This window comes from Thermodesulfobium narugense DSM 14796, from assembly GCF_000212395.1.
GTDB lineage: Bacteria > Thermodesulfobiota > Thermodesulfobiia > Thermodesulfobiales > Thermodesulfobiaceae > Thermodesulfobium > Thermodesulfobium narugense.
Genome location: NC_015499.1, coordinates 398,840 through 418,930, shown reverse-complemented (window position 1 = coordinate 418,930; position 20,091 = coordinate 398,840). Strand labels below are relative to the sequence as shown.

The window sequence follows — 20,091 nt, the reverse complement described above, 5'->3', positions numbered from 1 at the left end:
TGGTGCATTTTAGGATTGCACTTGACAGTAAAAAAGGCGTTAATTAAGGTATGGAACGTTTTAGATTGTCCATGTGGCAAAAGGTTAAAACCTGTTCTTCCTGAAATAATATATAAACTTAAAGAGTTTAAAGAAATACAAATTGAAAGGGATGTAGAAGAAAAACTCTTTAAGATAAGCGCATCTACTATAGACAGAATACTTTCAGAATACAAAAGAATGAATAAACCAAAGGGAAAGACATATACAAAACCAGGCAGCCTTCTTAAAAGCCAGATTCCTATAAGGACATTTTCAGAATGGGACGAAAGTATACCTGGATATTTAGAAATAGACCTTGTAGGTCATGAAGGAGGAGATCTAAGAGGAGAATTTATCCAAACTCTAGCTGCAGTTGACATTTGCACCGGTTGGATAGAAATAGATGCTTTAAGAAATAAAGCTCAAAGGTGGGTTTTTGAATCAATAGATGAAATAAAGAAACGCTTGCCTTTTAAACTCTTTGGAATTGATTCTGATAATGGAGCAGAGTTTATAAATCATCAACTTCATCGTTATTGTGTTGAAAATAATATAACGTTCACAAGGTCAAGAAAATATAGAAAAAACGATAATTGCTATGTTGAACAGAAAAACTACTCTGTAGTAAGAAAATATGTTGGTTATTTTAGATATGATAGAGAAGTTGAGCTAATAACTTTAAAAAGGCTTTATGAAAGCCTAAGGCTATATATAAACTTTTTTCAGTCCTGTAATGAAACAAATCTCAAAAGAAAGAATTGGAAGTAAAGTTACAAAAAAATACGATAAAGCAAGAACTCCTTATCAAAGAATATTAGAAAATCCTGGTGTAGAAAAATAGATAAAGAAAAGCTAATAGAACAGTATACAAAATTAAATCCAGCTGAACTTCAAAGAGAAATAGTAAAACTTCAAAAAAAATTACTAGAAGATATATCCATAAAGGAAGAGGTAAGAAACTCTATTAAAAAAATTAGCAAAAACAAAGATAAAATATGTTATGGTTATGTTTAGAATTTTAAGTGAGGCAACGAATACAACTTCCTTTAGGTTTTTAAATGAGGCAACACGAGTACTAAAAAATCAAGAAAAAATTGATTATTTTTGATAATTAAGTAGATTTGTTGGAGCTGTTAAGATCCTCTTTATTCTCAAGCGCTTCTTTATAAGTATCGCCCTCAGAAATATACCCAGGAAGAGCTGGAACAAATGCAGTATACCCACTCTCTTCTTGAGGTTCCAATATGACTTTATAATGATTCATTTTCTCAGTAATAAATACATTTTGAAAATTTAAATTTAAGTGCTTAATTTCTTTATAAATTTAAATCTTTTACAAAATATTTTATACTTTGCTTCCTTCGTCTATCTCTTTTAATAAATTTTCAAGTTCCTCATCACTTACACCATTACAAGATAAAGATTGAAACTTTTCAGACAAATTTGAATCTGAAAATGCAACACTTACCTTTTTATCTTTCTCACTTCTTCTTAAATAAGCAATATTCTTTAACCTATCACGAGGAATATAACAATCCCCAACTTTGATCATTTCAAAACCTCCCATTTCTTAGATTATTTTTTAATATCATTGTATATTATATCCTGACTATGCGAGCAATCTTAAAAATTCCTTTAAACCATCCAATAGAGAATGCTCAAAATCCCAAATATCTTTTTTCAGTGAAGTTTCAGTATTACAATTCTTACCTGCCTGTTTCCTTTCTTCTTCGGCACAACAATCATATCGGCAATAAATATTAAACCAAAATTTATCGAACTCTTTATCTTTAATCTCTCTTCCAAATTTTTTAGCACATTTTCGCCAAGATTTTAAGCAATCTGCAAAAGTTGAATCTTTAGATTTAATTGCTTTAAGAAGCGTCTCAAGTTCACCATATCCATTAACATTAGTAATATAACAAATAAAATCGATATCAAGTTCTTGACTATGTTTAGGCTCATTTATTCGAGTAAAAGAAACATCAGAACATATTTCCTTTATTGCACCATTAATAAGCTCAATGCGATTTTCAATTCCTTCATCATCAGCATCTATAAGTATACCTATTTTTTCCAATCCTTTAGACTCGATCTCCTTTTTTAAATCTCTTAATCGTCTGGAAAGATTGCCTAAACCACCCAAACACTCGTAATCTTCAATATTACATATTGGAGTACCTAACTCAATATTATTAAGTTTTAAATATTTAATCAGTCCTTCGATAAAATACTGATCGTTTTTGCTTTCTACAATAAGAAGATTTTTACTCACCGCGGATTTCGCTGCCATGAGTTAAAGAATATCTAAGCTGATCATAATCGCGTTTCATAACAGAAATACTATTTTTCTTCTGAACGCGATAAAGTTCCAGATAAACCCCTTCATTTTCTTGATTTGCTTCGTTAAAAGCTTCGATACACTCTTTTGAATGTGTGGTAGCGAAAATCTGACAATTTGCCTTCTTAGATGTTTCAAATATGATTCTCCATAATCTTTGATAATTGGTATAATGAATGCCGTTTTCAAACTCATCTATAAGAAGATATCCATCCTGACTTGCCCATATTGCACAAAGAATCGCTATATAGCGATTGATACCCTCACCAAAGGATGAAAGAGGAATTAAAGAGTTATTATTTTTGAGTTTTAACTTAAAAGTAGCACTATTTATACCATAAATAGCTTTTAATTTTAAGATATTTTCATCAAATTCGTTTATAAGGCGATCGATTTCTTCTTCTTTGTCTAATTCGGTTACTTTTCCATAAAATTCTGTTAACAGCGTTTCATCAGTAGAACACGATGAAATAAAATTAACATTAGGTAAAGTATGTTTTGAATCTCGAATAATTACAAGTAGATTATTGTTATTAATATTAATAATATTTTGCAGTGGTACAGCAAGGGTTTCATTATTATATGAAAATTCTACAGATTGAACTGAAGCTGTTTTTGGTTGGTTTGAAGGAAGTACTTGGAAAATTTGGGGAGCAAGTGGATTAAAATTAAAAGTATTTGGAAGAAAAGATTGGATGGTCTGAGATTCTATCACTTCACCAGCAGGGATAAATTTTATCTTAATTTCAGATATATCACCTTTAATAATAATTTCTTTGCCTAAACTATTAAATAAATCGAAGTCAAGTTCATTGATATGGGACTGTGTTTGTGGCATAAAGCCTGGTTTTAGCTGCCTTCTTCGAAGGATTTCAGATGTAACAATACACATACCAAAACCAGACTTTGGCTTAGCCAAAAGCTCAATTCCTTCTAAAAAAGCCGTCTTTCCAATATTATTTTTGCCGCCAATAAGATTGACTCTTTGTAACTTTTCTACGCTAAACCTTTCAAAACACTTAAAATTTTCAAATTCGATATTCTCAATCATAATCTCACACATCCTATTTTGTTATAAACAAGTCTATTGTAATTGTAGTTAGAATATACTCTTTTTGTCAATAAAGCGGGTTGGTTCTTTTAACGAACAAAATTTTCTATAAATTGTAAAAAATTGCTGTCTTCTAAAGAAATAAAAGCTAATAAGATCTATTCAATATTTCTTAAAAATATCTCTTAAGTACTGCATATAAATACCACTTAATATATTTTGGAAGCCATCTAAAAAGCTTAAAGTTAGATTTGCCCTCAGACCTGTCTTTCCAGGTAGAAGGTACTTCAGTTATTTTGCCACCGCTTAGGAATGTCTTCACAGTTATCTCCATGCCTATCTCAAAGCCGCCAGTACTCTCTATATTTATCTTTTTTAGAGCGTTCCTACTGTACATCTTGAAGCTATTTGTTACGTCGTGGGTAGGTATGCCTGTAAGGTAGTGAAGGCTGATGCCTGCCAATCTGGAAAGAAGGCCTTTAAGCTTTGGTCCGCCAAATTGAGCACCGCCCTTCATATACCTTGAACCACAGACCACATCGTATCCATCTTTTATCAAGTCAAACATCCTGTCTGCTACAGATAGGTCATCAGATAGATCAGCCATCACTACAAGCACCGCATCTTCAGTAGATTCCTCTATGCCTGTCTTTATAGCATTTAGAGCACCTTTGCCATATTTATTTTTCAAGAGAGATACTTTGTAATCATTTAAGCTAACGCTTTCTAGTGCCTTTAAAGTGGTATCTTCATCAAAGTCATATATTATGTAGATTTTGTTGTAGGACCTTATCTTGCCATTTATTTCTCTTAAGGTTTTTAGGATGTTATTTCCTTCGTTGTAGACAGGAATTACAATTGCTAAAGTTGTTTCACGGTTCAATTAAATCTTACCTAGCTCAATTTGTTTTTTTATCCATGGGATTATCTCGTCTAATGCATCTTCTAAAGTAACTTTTGCCTCAAAGTTTAGAAGTCTCTTTGCTTTGGATACGTCAGGGGATCTCTTTTGAACGTCGTATGGGAAGGGTTCGTCAGATACGTATCTGAAAGGCTTTGAGTCGCCGTAAACCTTTTTCCAGATAATCTGAGCTAGTTCAAGGACAGTATGAGCTTTGGAGGTAGATATGTTAAAGTCCTCGTTTATAGCATTTTCGTTTTCAATACAGTATCTAATGCCCCTTGCAAGGTCTCCTCCATAGGTATAATGTCTTAGTTGGTTGCCAGAACCCAGTATGTGAAGAGGATCTTGACCCTTTAGGACCTTTTGAACCAGATCTGGCACTACGTGGCTCATAGCAAGCTTTACGTTGCCAGACATAATGCTCTCATCAGAAAGGGCTCTTCTTTCCCCTATTCCAATACAGTTAAATGGCCTGATGATGGTATATGGCAATCTGTATTGCTCCCATGCACCCTGAGCAAAGTATTCGCAGGCAAGCTTTTGAAAGCCGTAGGTAGAGGATGGAGGGGGGCATCTTCTCTCTTCTCCTTCAGGAGTAGGAAAGATTGACGTGTTTTCAAATACCATAGAGGATGAAAGAACGTTTATCTTCTTTAACTTCTTGTTCCTAAATGCCCAGATTGCAGCGTCAAAGGTAGATGCTATTATTCTTTCGTTTTCAGCCAAGAGATCGTATGCAAACTTGTGAAAATATGATATGCCGCCTATCATGGCAGCTCCTGCTACTACTTGATCGCAGTCAGAGATTAGATCCTTTAAGAGCTCAGTGTCCTTTACGTCTCCTTGCACAAACCTATAATTAGGATTGTTATCATAGCTTTTTGACAACTCGCCGTACTTAGAAAAGTTGTCTATTCCTACTACCTCATGACCGTTGTTCAAGAGCTCTTCTACAAGGTATCCTCCTACAAAACCAGCAGAACCAGTTACAAGTATCTTCATTAAATTAGCCTCCTCTTTGATTTAAAGCTTTAAAGATTTAAAGCTTTTAATTTATTTTTTTAGTTAATTTTTTATTAATTTTAACAGGAATTATTTTTGTTTGCTGCGCCATGGATCAATTAATATCTTTTCACTAGGTATATTTAGGCTAGAGTATCTGCTGTGTGGACAGCCTATGAATATGATGTCGCATTTCTCTATTAGTTCATCTTCAGGCAAAAACCTAGGATCTTTTATGTATGGGTCTGAGCAAAAGAGCGTGCAGTTTTCAAATTCTAAGATGTGTTTTAACTTGTACGCAAGAGACTCTCTCTTGTCATCGCAATCTGGCTTAAATGCCATGCCAAGAATGCCTACTACTTTGTTATCAAGAGATACTCTTTGCTTTAGCTGCTCAACAAGAAAGTAAGGCAGCCCTTCATTTACAAGCATAGCAGCATGACCTAAGAAGAAGTTGTTTTTGCTAAAGGCAGCAAGCTGCATTGTATCCTTGAAAAGACATGGCCCTGCTGTAAAGCCTGCCTTAGGAAAGTCCTTTGCTCTGGGATAGTTATATACAATAGCGTCATATATCTTGTAAAAGTCAAGATTGTTTTGAAGGGCAATCTGATAGAACTGATTTGCAATAGAGAACTTTATATACCTGTAGACGTTTGTAAAGAGCTTTGCTAATTCTGCTTCCATAAAGGAGAGCCTTATTACTTCTGACGTAATAGTCTTAAATAGCTTTTCAGCTTCAGAAAAAGATTCTTCGTCATCAGATGAGATTATCTGAGGAAGATTAGATATTTCAGCTATAGCATAGCCCTGGGCAATTCTTTCAGGACAAAAGGATACCCTTGTCTTCAGATTGTTTCTTCTAAGGTAATCAACAATCTTTTCAGTAGTGCCAGGATATACCGTGCTTCTCAAGATTATATGCTGGTCATCTGAAAATAGATTTATAAATCGTGATAGAAAGTCTCTAAATAAGACAAAGTTAGGGGACAGGTGCTCATCTACTGGGGTTCCTATTACTATGACGATGAACTTTGAATCCTTAATTACATCTCTTTCGTCAGTAACGAAAAGGGTTTTATCAAGAGTATTTTTTAGCATCTCTTCAGCGCCCTGTTCCATAAAGGGCATTACTTTATTCTTTACCAGTTCTATTGCATCCTTATTTATGTCATACAGGATAGTTTTTAGATTTTTGTTTGCAAAGGATAGACCAAGTGGTAGTCCCACATGACCTAAACCGCCAACTATACATACGTCATACTTAAAGCTCAATTTAACCTCCAAATTTAGTTAAGTAAGATTTATCTCTTAAAGATTGCCTTGTCGTAGACTACATAATTTAACAGTGAAGCTATTCCGATTCCAATTGCAACGTTTAATATATAGTTTAATTTAAAAAAGTAGTCAAAGAAGGCAAAAGAAACAGTTCTGATGACAATTGCAAATGTGTTGGAAGAGTAGAAAAGAATTAATTGTTTGAAAAGCTTGTAGCCTTTTTCAAAAGCGCAGTCTCCCCAGGTCCAGGCCCTGTGCAGGAAGAATGCAAACAATATGCTCAAAACCAAGGCAATAAAGTTTGAAGCGTTTTTTAAAAAAGTAGAGTTCATCTTGAAGAGATCTATAAAGATATATATCAGAAGAAAGTTGAAAGCAGCAGAGATTAAGCCTATCAGGATAAACCTGATTACTCTTTCTTTATGCGAGAGAAAAGTTTTATCAGCATTCAATTCTAAGTCTTTAATATGAGCCTCCAGTTGATTAGATCACAAACTAAAAAGAGATAACACAATTCATAATTATTTTACATTACTTTTCAATATTTAATTCTATTGGCTTAGATTCATAGTAACCAGTTTCATTATAGTTTACTATTCTTAATGTTAAAATGTGTTTTCCATAGCTCAAATCACTCAATGGTATTGAGCCATTGAATCCTGAATATTCATAATTTGTATTATTAAAAAATTTACTTACATCAGGTCTTTGAATTCCATTTCCCAATGGATAAAAATATTTACTATCTATTACTGCAATAACTCCTCTATCTGCATTTTTTTCAATGCTGTCTACTGCCCAGCCAGATATTTGGATAATGTTATCCTTATCGTTTTTGGTTATGGTTATCTCAGTAGGCTGTGTAGGGTTTTGTGCTAAGTTATATAAAGACTTATTATCATTTAATTTAATAGATTCTATCGTATAGGATGTTGGTTGATTAAGACTAATAGCAAAGGCATAATAGGAAGGCAAAAATTTATATATTTGAGCAATAGGCATAAAAGTGCCTAATTTAGCTGATGTTTCTAGTATTTTTACTGCTCTTTGTTCTGATGGATATACAAGGCTTGAACTTAATAAGACTTCTTTATTTCTTAATGGAGCAATGCCCTTAGGAATCCAGTACAAAAAAAATGCTAAAGATACTGTAAGTGAAAATATAAAAAATATTTTTCTAAAAAATGTAGATTTCAACTGACTCACAAAAAATATATAACAAATAACTAATAAACTAATAGAATAAATAGTATATCTAGAAGATATTGCCTCAACCACTCCCAAACTAATTCTGCTCAATCCTGCAGCAGCAGTTGACACAATGAAGAAAAAAACCAAAATTGTAGTAGTGTTTTTATTATATTTTAAACTTAGTAAAATTAGAGAAACAAATAATAATGCACCACAAATAAATGAGCTAATCTTAAGACCTGCAATACCACCAAGAAAACAAAAGATATACTCTATATATTCCAATGGATGTTCAATAACAAATTGATGGCTTGCTATGCTTATTGCTGTTTGATGATATTGTAAAATAATAAAATAGAAAATAAATATTAATGATGAAAAAGATAGCCATATAATTATATTTTTAAGCCCCTTTTTGTAAATTATTAGATAGATTAAAATTGCAGGAAAAACTATCAAGCCGCCAGCGCCAGTAAAAGAGGCTATGATAGAGAATAGGAGACTTAATGACAAATAACTGGTTTTTATATCTTCACTTTTAGTAATTAATATGATTGCAAGTAAACAAAAGAAAAATTGCCAATATTGTTGCATAGATGCCATTGCAAAAGAAATTAATTCATTTTGGCATAGCGCAAAAATCAAAAAGGGTATAGGTATCAAATATACTCCTGACAAACCCTTTTTCACGCTAATCCAGAGCATTAAACCAAATAGTGCGAACAATCCAAGATATCCTATATAGTTTAAAAATATAAAATTAATTGAACCAAAAACATAATAATCGAATAGTATAAAGATTCTATCAAAAAGTATTCTATGCTCGTTGTGTTGTTCAAACAACATTGAAATGAGGTAGTTGCAATTGTTTTGATGCGTCACAAACCTATTTATCCAATTTAAAACAGAATCGTAGTCATCCCAATATGGCATATTAATAGTGAATCTTAAAATTATCCATAAATAAAATATTATTGGCAGTGTCATAAAAATATATGGAATTTTTTTCGGAGTATTTTTGAATCTTAATATTTGAAGAGCTATATTATTTTTCAATGTGTTAAGGTTCAATTTTTTTCTCTATCCTTTCTAAACAAAATAGATTTCAAAGCAATAATAAGTAATTATATGTAAATTAACTATAGTTAATTTATAATCACGGTGAAGGCTCAGCGTTAATGGTTTAAAAAAGAATAATTATTAATAAATTTTTTAACAAACTTAAACATACGAAACCTCTGCGTAAGAAAAGTTCTTTCTATCCAAATTTTTTATTAAAGTAATTAAATAAAGTACTAATAATATATTCTGGATCCTGTTTTTGTAGAATAATACCTTTATCGTAAATTTTAACTCTTTCTGCAGGAGCCCCCAGATCAAATACAGCTAAAGGTAGTTCCATTTTTATCGCCTCTTCAGTTGTGAAAGAAAACGTTTCTGGCCAAATAGAAGGAATAAAAATTATATCGATTTCATTTTCTTCCATTAATTTTGGTAAATCTTCTTTCTTATATCTTCCATGCTTGATAACAGTTTTAATATAGTTAAAACTTTCATATGGTTCAAATATATCTCCAAAAATATGAATTTTTATATTTATATTGTGATAATCTACATAGGTTGCAAGCGATGAAACAATATGAGCACCTTTGTGGATAGTCATATGACCTATAGTAGCAATATTTATTGTTTCTGATGTGTTATTAACCACTACTGGGCGCACCCAATCAACAATATGATGCTTTATTTCAAATTTACCATCAGACAGATTTGGATAAACTTTTTGCAGTATTTTTTTTGATTTTTGAGAAAAGCAAATTATTTTGGATGAGTAGTCTAATAAATTACTAAATTGTTTTCTCCATAATGAAATTGTTAAATTTGGGTAGTCATTCTTTACAAAAGCAACTTGTTCTTCAATTAGAGGATTTAGTTTTAAACATTTGGCACACTGATTTAGATCCACTGGCACATTGCAATATTTAACTTCATAATTTAAAAGATTATACATTGGGCAAATACAGAAAAAATCATGCAACATAAAAGTATATTTAATATCCTTATTCTTCTCCTTGATTTCTATTAAAAACGCTAATAAATCTAAAACCTTTGGATAAGAAACAAGTTCATTAATTATAATTTCTTCAACATTAAAAAATTTTATTATATGGTTAATTTCTGTTATATCTTTTAATCTAAATAGCGACTTTTCTATTTTCTGCCCACAAAGTTCAATAAAATATTTATTAACTTTCAAATCGTATCTTATTATAATAGCTAAAGGTTTATCTGCTACTAATGAATTAGTATATTCATTAGCTCCTCCACCTAAAGCGTGATCCAATATCATTACAGGCTTGTATATAGTAGATAATATTTTAAGTTTTAAAATAGTCCTTAAAAATTTTAAAGGATCTTTCTTAATAAAATCTTCAACTAAAAAGAAATAATCTGGATGTTTATTTTTTAATAACACCGCATTATTTTCCATTAGTCTCTTTTTTTCTTCGCTTGGAAAAGATCCGCCATGTTTATGATACACAAATAGATTTGGCACAATAATATTTTTATAGCCTAATTTTGCCGCTCTCATAGACCAATCATTTTCTTCGCCATATCCCTTACCAAAATTTTCATCAAACAATCCTATTTTGTCATACACCTTTTTATTTATAGCCATACAAAATCCAACTGCTGTCGGAATTTCAACATAATTTTTTTCAAAATTTACATATTGAAAGTATGAATCTAAAGTGGCAACATCCATATCTTCAAATAAGGAATTGTCAATACAAAATTCTGGAAAGCTACATATTGTTCCTGCATTAGTAAATGGAGTTACACTTGCAACATTATCCTTCGTAATTAGAGAAAATATAAGCCTCTCCAACCAATGTGGAGGAACTTCTGTATCAGTATTTAAAATAACAAAGTGATTTTTCGTAAGTTTAGCAAGTTTATTGACCGTCTTTACAAAACCTAAATTATCTTCATTCTCAACGATAGTAATATCTATATTTGAACAACTATTTTTGAAATCTGGTAAATATTTGGATATACTGGGATCTGTACTTTTATCATTTGCTATTAGAAGTCTATAAGGAACAAAAGTATTTTTTACAATACTTGCAAATAAAGAATCTAAGAATTCTCTTCCATTGTAAATAGGTATTAAAATATCTATTGGTTTAGTAATACTTATTTTGGGAACAAAGGGTTCTGGCAATAATAATTCCATAACTTCAGATAAATAGAGGCAATTTTCCTTTTCTAACTTATCTGTTTCTAAACTTTCACGTGACAAAAGTTTTTCCTTTACTTTTCTAGAAAATTCTTTTAATCCATACATTCTTATGTAATTTATACCCTTTTTGACGTTAGCTCTATTAATTAATCTAAGTAAAGTTATGGGCTTTGCAGGTTCATTATGAATTAAAATAGATCTTTCCACGTTATCGCCTTTTGTTTTTCTTCCTTCCTTCTGACCAAACAATATGTAGTGCAGAAGTGGATTTAATCTTGCCTTTTTAACGTCTGGATTTGCTAATAAGTAATACTCCGAATCAAACTCAGGATTGGGCCATCTTCCTTCTTTTGCACCAAATAAAATATAATGCAGAAGTGGATTTATACCGCTTTGAACCATATCGGGGTATTTGTCTAAATAAAAACCAGTCTGAAAATATATATTAGGATTTCTTCTTTCCTTTGCACCGAATAATATATAGTGCTCTATCGGATCTATATCAGCAGCTCTTACATCTGGATATGATTTTAGATAATATATTTCATCAAATAAGCCGCTCTTCTTTATAGTATGTCTTCTTTTATATAACTTAAGTAATTTGAAAATATTAAACATATAGCCTATCCCCTAATATAATTAACCAAGGTTAAACCATTTCCACGACGAGAATTCAAAAGATCTGATTGTTTAGAATAATAAAATTTATTAAAAATTTTCTTAAATAAATTAAACACGTGAAACCTCTGCGTAAGAAAAATCTTCTCTATCTAAAGTTAAATTTGGATTGTAATATGGATCGCCCTTTTCCAGAATATCTCCCCACTTGCTTTTGAACAAGTTTATTTCTCTTTTAAACCTCTCCTGTTTCTCAGGAGTATCCTCATAGCCTCGTGTTTTTGATTCGTAATGATATAGTTCTGCATACGGAGTCCAGACAACTAAGTAGCCTTTTTTTCTTACTTTTAGGCATATATCCACATCACTTACCGCTAATGGATATTCATCGTCAAATCCGCCAACTTCGACAAAAACATCTTTTCTCATCATTAAACATGCACCAGTTACTGCTGAAAAATTTTGCACAATTGACAATCTTCCAAAGTATCCAGGAGAATCTTTTGGAAAAAACCTGTGGGCATGTCCTGCTATTCCACCAACACCCACAATAACACCTCCGTGTTGAATTGTATTATCTGGATAATAGAGTTTTGCACCTACGGCGCCTACATCTTTTCTTTGGGCGTATTGCAGCATCTCCTCCAACCAGTTTTCATTTATAATTTCTGTATCGTTATTTAAAAAAAGCAGTATATCTCCTCTTGTATACTTTACCGCAAAGTTATTTACAGCAGAATAGTTAAATTCATCTTTGTATTCAAGCAAAACAACATTATTATAATTATCTCTTAAATATTCGTAGTATTCAAAAATTTCTTTCTCTTTGCTGTGATTTTCTACTATGATAATCTCGTAGTTTTTGTATGTGGATTTACTAAAGATAGAGCTAATACATCTTTCAAGTTCTTCTTTATGATCTTTATTAGGAATGATAATGGAGATTTTTGGATTGCCTAATATTTTGTAATTAATCTTATAGGAACCTAAAAATTTTCCATCAATAACATTGCCTTTTATATTGACTCTTTCCAAATGCTCTTTTAGAGCTTTTTTTGCTGATTCATAGGCATATAGTTTAGCATTAGAGTTTCCTGCAACTGAATTTTGACTTACTCTCCAGTGGTATAGTATTTTCGGTATATGAATTATCTTTTTAGTCTTTTCTGTGCATCTTAATATAAGGTCGTAGTCTTGAGAGCCGTCAAAACCGTCTCTAAAATATCCTACCAAATCTAAAATCTCTTTTTTTATTACGCTTAAGTGGCATATATAGTTATAACTTCTTAAAGTATCTGGAGCAAAATCAGGCTTGAAGTGAGCATCAAAACGCTCTTTGCCGTCTTCTGAAATCTTGTCTTCATCAGAATATATGAAATCTGCATCTTTATTTTCATTTATAGCTTTTACTACCTCAAATAGTGCAAAAGGAGCTAAAGTGCCATCGTGGTCTAAAAGCGCAATATAGTCTCCTGTTGCAAGGCTTATTGCTTCGTTTGAGTTACCTGCAATGCCCTTGTTTTCTGATAAATACTTTACTTTGATTCTGCTATCCTTTTTAGCGTATTGATCTAATATTTCTTTTACATGCTTTTCTTTGCTTGCTCCATCTGCAATACACAATTCCCAGTTTGAATACGTCTGGTCTAATACTGAGTTTAACATTTCAATCAGAAATCGCTTTGGCGTATTCCAAGTAGGAACAATGATGCTTATCTTAGGTTCATAATCAAATTTTATAGACTTTTGCGCAATCAACTCTTCTTTAGTTGGTTCATTTCTTTCTATCCAATTTTGATAAAGAGTTTGTTCTTTGTTAGATAATTTATTCACAATTTTTCTAAAAAATCCTTTTAAACCATAAACTTTTATATAATTTACAGACTTTTTCATCAAATATATAAAATCTTTTGCCAAAAACTTTACAATCTTTCTTCTTCTTGTATTTGCTGGTAAAAGAGCATCTCTAAATTTGTAATACTTCAACAGTGCCCTGTATCCACGCGATCTGCGGATCTCAGAAAGCTGACTGTTTAAGTTAGTTTTTTCAATCTCAGCAGTCTGCAGGGATGACTCTTTATCTGCTAAATCTGATTTAAGGGTATTTATCTCAATATTTAACTTTTCTATTTCATCTTTTTGTTCTTTAAGCTGATTTGATATTTCAGAAATGGGATTTTTATATTGAACATCATCCAAAAGTTCATTTAAGTTATATGAATTTGAAGACGCATTGATTTTTGTCAAAACAAAGATGTGTTGAAGCATTTCAAGCTCAGGATTTGACTTTAATATTTCGCTGTATATTTCTGGATTTTGATTTATAATATTTTTTTGATATTCTGATAAGTAAGTAGTAGATCCAGTGTGTTTCAGATCAAATTTAAAACCCTGACTCTTATAATACTCATTGGCATTTTTTACCCACTCGGCAAAAGATCTCTTTGTAAAAAATCTCAAATGAGTGTTATCAAGTATGCCAAACTCTGAATAGTTAAACTTTCCTTCCAACAAGTTTAAGATGATGTCCATATGAGCAACGTTCGGAATGCTTACTAAAATTTGTCCGCCAAATTTAAGCTTAGAAGAAACAAATTCCAGCGCAATTGTCGGATTCTTTAGGTGTTCTATAACATCAGCACATATAATAAAATCAAATATTTCTTTCAGATTTTCAAATCTATCAAATTCTTCTTTTGTATTTTGGGGATAGTCAAGGTCCAAGCAATATAAATCTTTATAATATCCTCTTTCTCTTACATAATCTAAAGCCTGCCTATTTATATCTATGCCATAAACCTGACAATCTTTATTCTTATTAAGCCATTCTCCAACATACCCATAAGAGCATCCCACATCAAGCACCGTAGAACTATCTGTTATAGCTTTTACGATGTATGATTGGGAACTGTTTTCAGCTTCTGGGTTTATGTCGTTTGCTGAAATAAAGTATTTTTTATCGCCTTCATACACAAAAAGTCTGTTTTCTTTTGCGTTTCCAAGCTCCACAGCCCATCTCCTATCAAAATTTTTTGCTAATTATAACAAAAATTTAAGAAATCTCTATGTATTAACTTCTAAATTTCATACACAAAATTAATATCTGCATTCTTTAGAAGTGGTGCATCTTTGTCCTTCTTTGAAAGAATTGGCTCACCCTCCAATGGCCAATTTATACCAATCTCAGGATCATTCCATCTTAACGATCTGTCATGTTCTGGTGAGTATGTGCTGCCAGATACCTTGTACATGATCTCTGCTTCATCTGATAGGGTTAAGAATCCATGTGCAAATCCCTCAGGCACCCAAAGCATAAATTTATTTTCTTCTGAAAGCTCTACTGATACATATTTTAGAAACGTTGGGCTGTTTTTTCTAATATCCACTGCTACGTCAAATATCTTACCCTTTATACACCTTACCAGCTTTCCTTGAGCCTTGGGATTTAGCTGATAGTGAAGACCTCTTAAAACTCCCTTTACTGACTTAGAATGGTTATCCTGGACAAATTCTTTATATATTCCAGCTTTTACAAAGTCTTCTCTTTTATAAGTTTCTAAGAAAAATCCTCTCTCATCGCCAAATACCTTAGGCTTTACTATCATCACTTCTGGAATATCAGTCTTTATAAATTCAAATGGCAAAGCACATCACCTCAAAAGTTTATCAAAACTATTTATTTAGTTTATTCAAAATCTGTTTCTTATTACTTGGAATTAACATTACACAGACAAAGCCACAATTTCTTATAATGCCATATTTGAAAAATCTGTGCTTAAATATCTTATATACTCTTTCATGTCTTCCCGATTCAAATAGGGTAACAAAATTATAAACAACTTCCTGTTGTTCCTTTGAAAGAAGATTCTTATAAATAGAGTAGAAATCTTTGCCTTGATTGATAATCTTTTTATTCGATTCTACAGAATCTCTAAATTTCACGACCCTGCCCAAAAAATGTTTGACTGAGTATTTCTTTGCGCCAGTGTCATTGCGGTCATGCTGCCTATACAGAACAAGCGGCTCATCAATGTGGCCGATAGTTCCAAATGCCGATGCCACCAGAGCAATCCACCAATCATGCATTATCATATTTTGTGGAAAAACCTTCAAGAAATTCTTCAATTTCTTATTTATCATAATAGTACATCCTGTAACGTTGTTTTGTATTAGGAGATTGCACAAGCTTTTTAGATTTGGGTTTAGTTTTTGATATTTCCAGAAAGAGTCAGATATCACTCTTAGATTCTCATCTACTACCTTTAGACCTGAGTGAACAAGCACTGGCTTATTAGGATAGATCCTTTCTAAATCTTTCATCTTTGTCAAAGTCGTCTCTATCTTATAAGGCAGCCAAAAGTCGTCCTGATCACAGAACATTATATATTCAGCACTTGAGTGATTTAGCAGTTCAAAGTAGCTCATTTGAGGGCCAAGATGTTTTTTGTTATCTTTGATAAGATTTATTTTTTCACTAAATTTTTTTACATATTCTTCTATTATTTGAAGAGTTTTATCAGTTGATCCGTCGTCTCGTATTATTAGCCGCCAGTCTGTATACGTTTGATTCAAGATAGAGTCTATCTGCTCTCTTAAATATTTTTCTCCATTATAAGTTGACATCAAGATATCAATCAGAATAAAAGCCCTCTTTTTTTAAATTATTGTTTATTGATAGTAATATATTATCAATAAAATTACAAGTCTTTTTACCTTGTTTGAATCCACCTCTCATAAGCCTTGACAACCTCTTTTGCATCGCCGTACTTCTCTACTTCACCATCTTTTAGCCACACTGCCTTGTCGCAAAGTTTTTCTACCTGCATAGACGCATGTGAGACGAAGATCATAGTAACCCCTTTTTCCCTAAACGACTTTATCTTTGACATGCACTTTTCCTGAAATGCGCTGTCTCCTACAGCTAAGACCTCATCGAGCAAGAGTATCTCTGGTTCTATATGAATTGCCACAGAAAAGGCCAGTCTCATATACATGCCAGAAGAGTAATTTCTCACAGGATTGTCTATAAATTCTCCCAGCTCAGAAAAGGCTATAATATCATCTAACTTTTCGTTTATCTCTTGTCTGGTGAAGCCAAATATAGATGCATTGAAGTATATGTTTTCTCTACCCGTAAAGTCAGGGTGAAATCCAGCGCCCAACTCCAAAAGAGTGGTCAGCTTTCCGTTTACCTTTACCTCTCCCTTTGTAGGATAGTATATGCCGCTTATTACCTTTAAAAGTGTGCTCTTTCCAGAACCGTTTCTACCCACAATCCCAAGGGATTCGCCCTTTTTTACGTTTATGTTTATATCTTTCAGAGCCCAAAATTTCTCGTACTTGTGTCTGCCCCAGTTGACTATCCTTTCCTTCATTGACATTGCCCTGTCGTGATATAACCTGAATTCCTTGTACAGCCCTCTAACCTCTACTGCATATTCTTGCATCTATACCTCCTCAGCCACCCTTCTTTGAAGTCTATCAAAGACAAATAGACCAAACCAAAAGAATATAAGGCTGCCGACAAACATCCAGAAAAGCGCTGGAAGATTTGGGAACGTCTTGTAGTACATTATCGCAAGATATGCCTCTACTATGTGAGTAGCAGGATTTAGGTAGAAAAATATTCTTAGGTGTTCAGGCACTATGCTTATAGGATAGACTATTGGAGTAGTAAAAAACCACAGGTTTATAAGCACGTTTACTGTATGCTCCAGATCTCTAAAGTATACGTTTACCACGCTAAGGATAAGCACAAGTGGGATCAGAAATATTGTCTGAACAAGTAATATTACAGGATAAAGGAGTATATAGTGATGAATGCCAATTCCTGAAATAAGAAGGGCTACCAGGAGTATTATCATGCTCAGAATATAGTTAATCATATTTGCAAAGACTATGGAAAGAGGGATTACCTCCCTTGGAAAATAGACCTTTTTAAGTAAGGATGAGTTCGCCACCAAGCACCCTGTCCCCTGAATCACCGAACCTGCAATGTAGTTCCACGCAAGAAGTCCAATAAACAAAAACACGCTAAAGTCCTTTATATCAGATTTCATAATGGTAGAAAAGACAAATGAATATACAACCAGCATCAAGAGAGGGTTTAAGAACGTCCAGAAGAATCCTAAAACTGAATTTTTATATCTTACTTGAAGCTCTTTGGATATCAGGTTTCTCAGCATCTCTCTATAGCGATATATTTCAATAATTTTCTTGATCAAGATATCTCCTTAGTTTGTGAAAATCAACGAACATTAATTTTATCATAGAAAATTAAAATAAGATTAAAAAAAGGTTTTATAAGAACCAAATAATGCCATATCTTTAATAGGAAAAGTGCTTTTAATATAGCCTTTATTTGATTTTAAAGTATTAATAATGAAATTTCTATCCATTTATTACCTACTTTCTTAATATTTCCCCGAATTTCTTAAGAAAATCTCTTATATCTTGCAGGTGGCTATGCATTATTCTATATAGTTCGTCATTATCAACTTCCCAATAGATATGAACCAACCTATTTCTAAAGCGCGCCATTTGAACCAATCTATTGGCCCAGTCCTCATCAATCATTTTCACTTGAGCCAGGACTCTGAAAGTGTCAGCATAATCCTCAGGCGTTCTATAGCTATTTTTTGCAATTACATGGTTACAAAGATCTATTATACCTTCAATCGCTACTATAAAACTGTATTTAGCACTACTAATTTTGTGCGGATCTGAAATAAAATCCTCTTTAGCAAGCTTCCTTAGATCCTCAAGTAATCCAAGAGAGAGCAAGATCTCTGAGGCTATCTTATTTACCTTATCCCGATCAAATTTCAATGCCAATATTTTCCTTCATATACGCTTTTCTATATGGTAAAAAATCACAGTAATTAGTGATAGTTGTTTCCTGAAAATCACATCGTTTATCATCATCTTTTGCCAAAAGGATAACGCCATTTTTTATTACATTGTATTTAAAAGAAAGCGGCGCACTATTTAAAACCCTTACGTCAAATATATATTTACCAATAGATAGAGCTAACTCTGCTTCTAATTGAAGCTCATACTCTAAGATAGAAGGTGGTACATTTTCCAGATAAACTGCTATGTCTATATCGTGAAAGTAATCTTCTTTAACAAAAGAACCATGAAGATAGGCAAACGAAATCTCCTCACGCTTTAAAAGCAGGTTTCTTATAGACTCCTCAATAGCAACCTTGCCAACTTTATCTATTCTGTTAAGTTTTTCCACTCTTTTCTCCTAAATAGCTGCCTAAGTTAATTAATAGCTCATTTTATCAAAATTACGATGAAAAATTAAGCATTTCAAGAACATGGGTTGATAAAACTTTTATAATTTTGGAGCGCGATCTTATACTTTTACCAAACCCTATAGCAAATCCTCAAGCTCGCTTATGCTGTTAATCTTAAATATTGCTTTCATTATATTTTTCAGTCTCTCTCTATCTGAGATACTTTTAACTTTCTTCTCTATTTCAGGCGAAATAGCATCAAATTTTGCCTCAATAGCGTTTAATACCATATCCTGAGCATCAAGCAGCATGCCTTCCATCTTACCTTCCAACTTTCCTTCCATCCTGCCTTCTTCTTTTCCTTCCATCTTCCACTTCTTAGTTAAGGTTATCAACTCTTCTTCGCCTCCTATCTCTGATATTAAATCTTGTGTTCTTTCTGGACCATAATTTATGGAAACGTAGTTTATTACAATTAAAATATCTTCGTTTAATAAATCAAGACCTTGCTCTTTAATAATATGATACACTAATGCAAATATTTTTTTCAATTCTTCAAAACTATCTTTACAGTACTTTAAAGCTGCAAGCTTAAAATAAAGGCTTATATTTTTCCTTAATCCCTCTTCTATCATACTATTTGATAAATTCTTTGTATCAAATAGTATGTGTTTGAACTTTGGCAGGTATTTAGACAAGAAAGACAAGTCTTTATCTGACTTTATCGATTTAAACTGATCTGAAAATTCATCAGACATATTCCACTTCTCTTTTCCTTGATAGAAGATTACAGGAATTATAGGTATCATATCTTTGTTTTGTTTTAGGTTTGTCTCCCATGTAACTGTCATGTAGCTTAGTATCTGAAGAAGTACAAATTTATCTAAAGCTGATTTGTGTTCAAATATCAGATAAAATTTAGACTCTTTTCCCTTGAACTTACAATCAAAGGACAGATCTAACTGATACTTCTTATATCCCTTTGTCAGCTTTTCGTTGTCTATTAGCTTTACAGAATCTAAGTCAATGTGCTCTCTTATATCTTTTGGAAAGAACTTGTCTATAAAAGTTCTTGTATCCAATTCATTTGAAAAAACCATCTTAAAGAACTTATCATGTGCATCCTTAACGCCCTTTGCATCCTCTTCTCTTTACAAAAAGTTTTTTATGTTTAAATAAAATTACAAAACAAATATTTTT

Annotated in this window: 18 protein-coding genes and 1 pseudogene; 1 reads left to right on the top strand and 18 read right to left on the bottom strand. The window is 32.3% G+C overall.

What is annotated here, in order from left to right; all coding sequences use genetic code 11:
• Positions 1–21 precede the first annotated feature (21 nt).
• Positions 22–789: an ISNCY family transposase gene (locus THENA_RS02065; protein WP_052296044.1), complete on the top strand. Its 768-nt coding sequence runs from the start codon at positions 22–24 to the stop codon at positions 787–789.
• Between the two features lie 343 nt (positions 790–1,132).
• On the opposite strand, the gene THENA_RS09800 is transcribed toward THENA_RS02065, so the two are convergent.
• The 18 genes and pseudogenes from THENA_RS09800 to THENA_RS01980 all read right to left on the bottom strand — a co-directional run.
• The gene (locus THENA_RS09800) at positions 1,133–1,285 is read right to left on the bottom strand and encodes a type II toxin-antitoxin system HicB family antitoxin (RefSeq protein ID WP_013755779.1); all 153 of its coding nucleotides are present in this window, start codon (positions 1,283–1,285) and stop codon (positions 1,133–1,135) included.
• 81 nt (positions 1,286–1,366) lie between these two features.
• Positions 1,367–1,573 (bottom strand): hypothetical protein, encoded by a 207-nt coding sequence (locus THENA_RS02060; RefSeq protein ID WP_013755778.1) that lies wholly within the window; start codon positions 1,571–1,573, stop codon positions 1,367–1,369.
• A gap of 57 nt (positions 1,574–1,630) precedes the next feature.
• Complete coding sequence (locus THENA_RS02055) at positions 1,631–2,314, bottom strand: DUF3226 domain-containing protein (protein ID WP_013755777.1); 684 nt, start codon at positions 2,312–2,314, stop codon at positions 1,631–1,633.
• The gene (locus THENA_RS02050; protein ID WP_013755776.1) at positions 2,289–3,413 is read right to left on the bottom strand and encodes an AAA family ATPase; all 1,125 of its coding nucleotides are present in this window, start codon (positions 3,411–3,413) and stop codon (positions 2,289–2,291) included. The genes THENA_RS02055 and THENA_RS02050 overlap by 26 nt, the downstream gene beginning before the upstream one ends.
• A 172-nt stretch (positions 3,414–3,585) precedes the next feature.
• Positions 3,586–4,296 carry a glycosyltransferase family 2 protein gene (locus THENA_RS02045; RefSeq protein ID WP_013755775.1) on the bottom strand — a complete coding sequence of 237 codons (711 nt, stop codon included), beginning with the start codon at positions 4,294–4,296 and terminating at the stop codon, positions 3,586–3,588.
• Complete coding sequence (locus THENA_RS02040) at positions 4,297–5,319, bottom strand: NAD-dependent epimerase/dehydratase family protein (protein ID WP_013755774.1); 1,023 nt, start codon at positions 5,317–5,319, stop codon at positions 4,297–4,299.
• A 90-nt stretch (positions 5,320–5,409) separates the two neighbouring features.
• Complete coding sequence (locus THENA_RS02035; protein ID WP_013755773.1) at positions 5,410–6,591, bottom strand: nucleotide sugar dehydrogenase; 1,182 nt, start codon at positions 6,589–6,591, stop codon at positions 5,410–5,412.
• A 29-nt stretch (positions 6,592–6,620) separates the two neighbouring features.
• The gene (locus THENA_RS02030; protein ID WP_013755772.1) at positions 6,621–7,046 is read right to left on the bottom strand and encodes a GtrA family protein; all 426 of its coding nucleotides are present in this window, start codon (positions 7,044–7,046) and stop codon (positions 6,621–6,623) included.
• Between the two features lie 79 nt (positions 7,047–7,125).
• The gene (locus THENA_RS02025) at positions 7,126–8,772 is read right to left on the bottom strand and encodes a hypothetical protein (protein ID WP_169309406.1); all 1,647 of its coding nucleotides are present in this window, start codon (positions 8,770–8,772) and stop codon (positions 7,126–7,128) included.
• Between the two features lie 271 nt (positions 8,773–9,043).
• Complete coding sequence (locus THENA_RS09555; protein WP_013755770.1) at positions 9,044–11,647, bottom strand: glycosyltransferase; 2,604 nt, start codon at positions 11,645–11,647, stop codon at positions 9,044–9,046.
• Positions 11,648–11,758: 111 nt separating this feature from the next.
• Positions 11,759–14,656, bottom strand: a complete 2,898-nt coding sequence (locus tag THENA_RS09795) for a glycosyltransferase (protein ID WP_013755769.1) — start codon at positions 14,654–14,656, stop codon at positions 11,759–11,761.
• A 68-nt stretch (positions 14,657–14,724) separates the two neighbouring features.
• Entirely contained in the window at positions 14,725–15,291 is a 567-nt protein-coding gene (gene rfbC / locus THENA_RS02010) for a dTDP-4-dehydrorhamnose 3,5-epimerase (protein ID WP_013755768.1), read from the bottom strand.
• A 28-nt stretch (positions 15,292–15,319) separates the two neighbouring features.
• A complete protein-coding gene (locus THENA_RS02005; RefSeq protein ID WP_218914883.1) occupies positions 15,320–16,270 on the bottom strand; it encodes a glycosyltransferase family 2 protein in 951 nt (316 codons plus the stop codon).
• A gap of 86 nt (positions 16,271–16,356) precedes the next feature.
• Positions 16,357–17,094 (bottom strand): ABC transporter ATP-binding protein, encoded by a 738-nt coding sequence (locus THENA_RS02000; protein ID WP_013755766.1) that lies wholly within the window; start codon positions 17,092–17,094, stop codon positions 16,357–16,359.
• The gene (locus THENA_RS01995; RefSeq protein WP_013755765.1) at positions 17,095–17,871 is read right to left on the bottom strand and encodes an ABC transporter permease; all 777 of its coding nucleotides are present in this window, start codon (positions 17,869–17,871) and stop codon (positions 17,095–17,097) included. It lies immediately after the preceding gene.
• Positions 17,872–18,052: 181 nt separating this feature from the next.
• A complete protein-coding gene (gene hepT, locus THENA_RS01990) occupies positions 18,053–18,475 on the bottom strand; it encodes a type VII toxin-antitoxin system HepT family RNase toxin (RefSeq protein WP_013755763.1) in 423 nt (140 codons plus the stop codon).
• Positions 18,465–18,890: a type VII toxin-antitoxin system MntA family adenylyltransferase antitoxin gene (gene mntA, locus THENA_RS01985; protein ID WP_013755762.1), complete on the bottom strand. Its 426-nt coding sequence runs from the start codon at positions 18,888–18,890 to the stop codon at positions 18,465–18,467. Before mntA ends, hepT begins: the two co-directional genes overlap by 11 nt.
• A 138-nt stretch (positions 18,891–19,028) precedes the next feature.
• Positions 19,029–20,000: pseudogene (locus tag THENA_RS01980) on the bottom strand (Rpn family recombination-promoting nuclease/putative transposase); the annotation flags it as partial.
• Positions 20,001–20,091 lie beyond the last annotated feature (91 nt).

What these genes read in the sequence shown, in the direction of transcription:
- THENA_RS09800 (WP_013755779.1), bottom strand. Translation starts at nt 1,285, where the DNA reads ATGAATCATTATAAAGTCATATTGGAACCTCAAGAAGAGAGTGGGTAT.
- THENA_RS02040 (WP_013755774.1), bottom strand. Translation starts at nt 5,319, where the DNA reads ATGAAGATACTTGTAACTGGTTCTGCTGGTTTTGTAGGAGGATACCTT.
- THENA_RS02005 (WP_218914883.1), bottom strand. Translation starts at nt 16,270, where the DNA reads ATGTCAACTTATAATGGAGAAAAATATTTAAGAGAGCAGATAGACTCT.
- THENA_RS02055 (WP_013755777.1), bottom strand. Translation starts at nt 2,314, where the DNA reads ATGGCAGCGAAATCCGCGGTGAGTAAAAATCTTCTTATTGTAGAAAGC.
- THENA_RS09555 (WP_013755770.1), bottom strand. Translation starts at nt 11,647, where the DNA reads ATGTTTAATATTTTCAAATTACTTAAGTTATATAAAAGAAGACATACT.
- THENA_RS02060 (WP_013755778.1), bottom strand. Translation starts at nt 1,573, where the DNA reads ATGATCAAAGTTGGGGATTGTTATATTCCTCGTGATAGGTTAAAGAAT.
- THENA_RS02050 (WP_013755776.1), bottom strand. Translation starts at nt 3,413, where the DNA reads ATGATTGAGAATATCGAATTTGAAAATTTTAAGTGTTTTGAAAGGTTT.
- THENA_RS02000 (WP_013755766.1), bottom strand. Translation starts at nt 17,094, where the DNA reads ATGCAAGAATATGCAGTAGAGGTTAGAGGGCTGTACAAGGAATTCAGG.
- THENA_RS02025 (WP_169309406.1), bottom strand. Translation starts at nt 8,772, where the DNA reads ATGACACTGCCAATAATATTTTATTTATGGATAATTTTAAGATTCACT.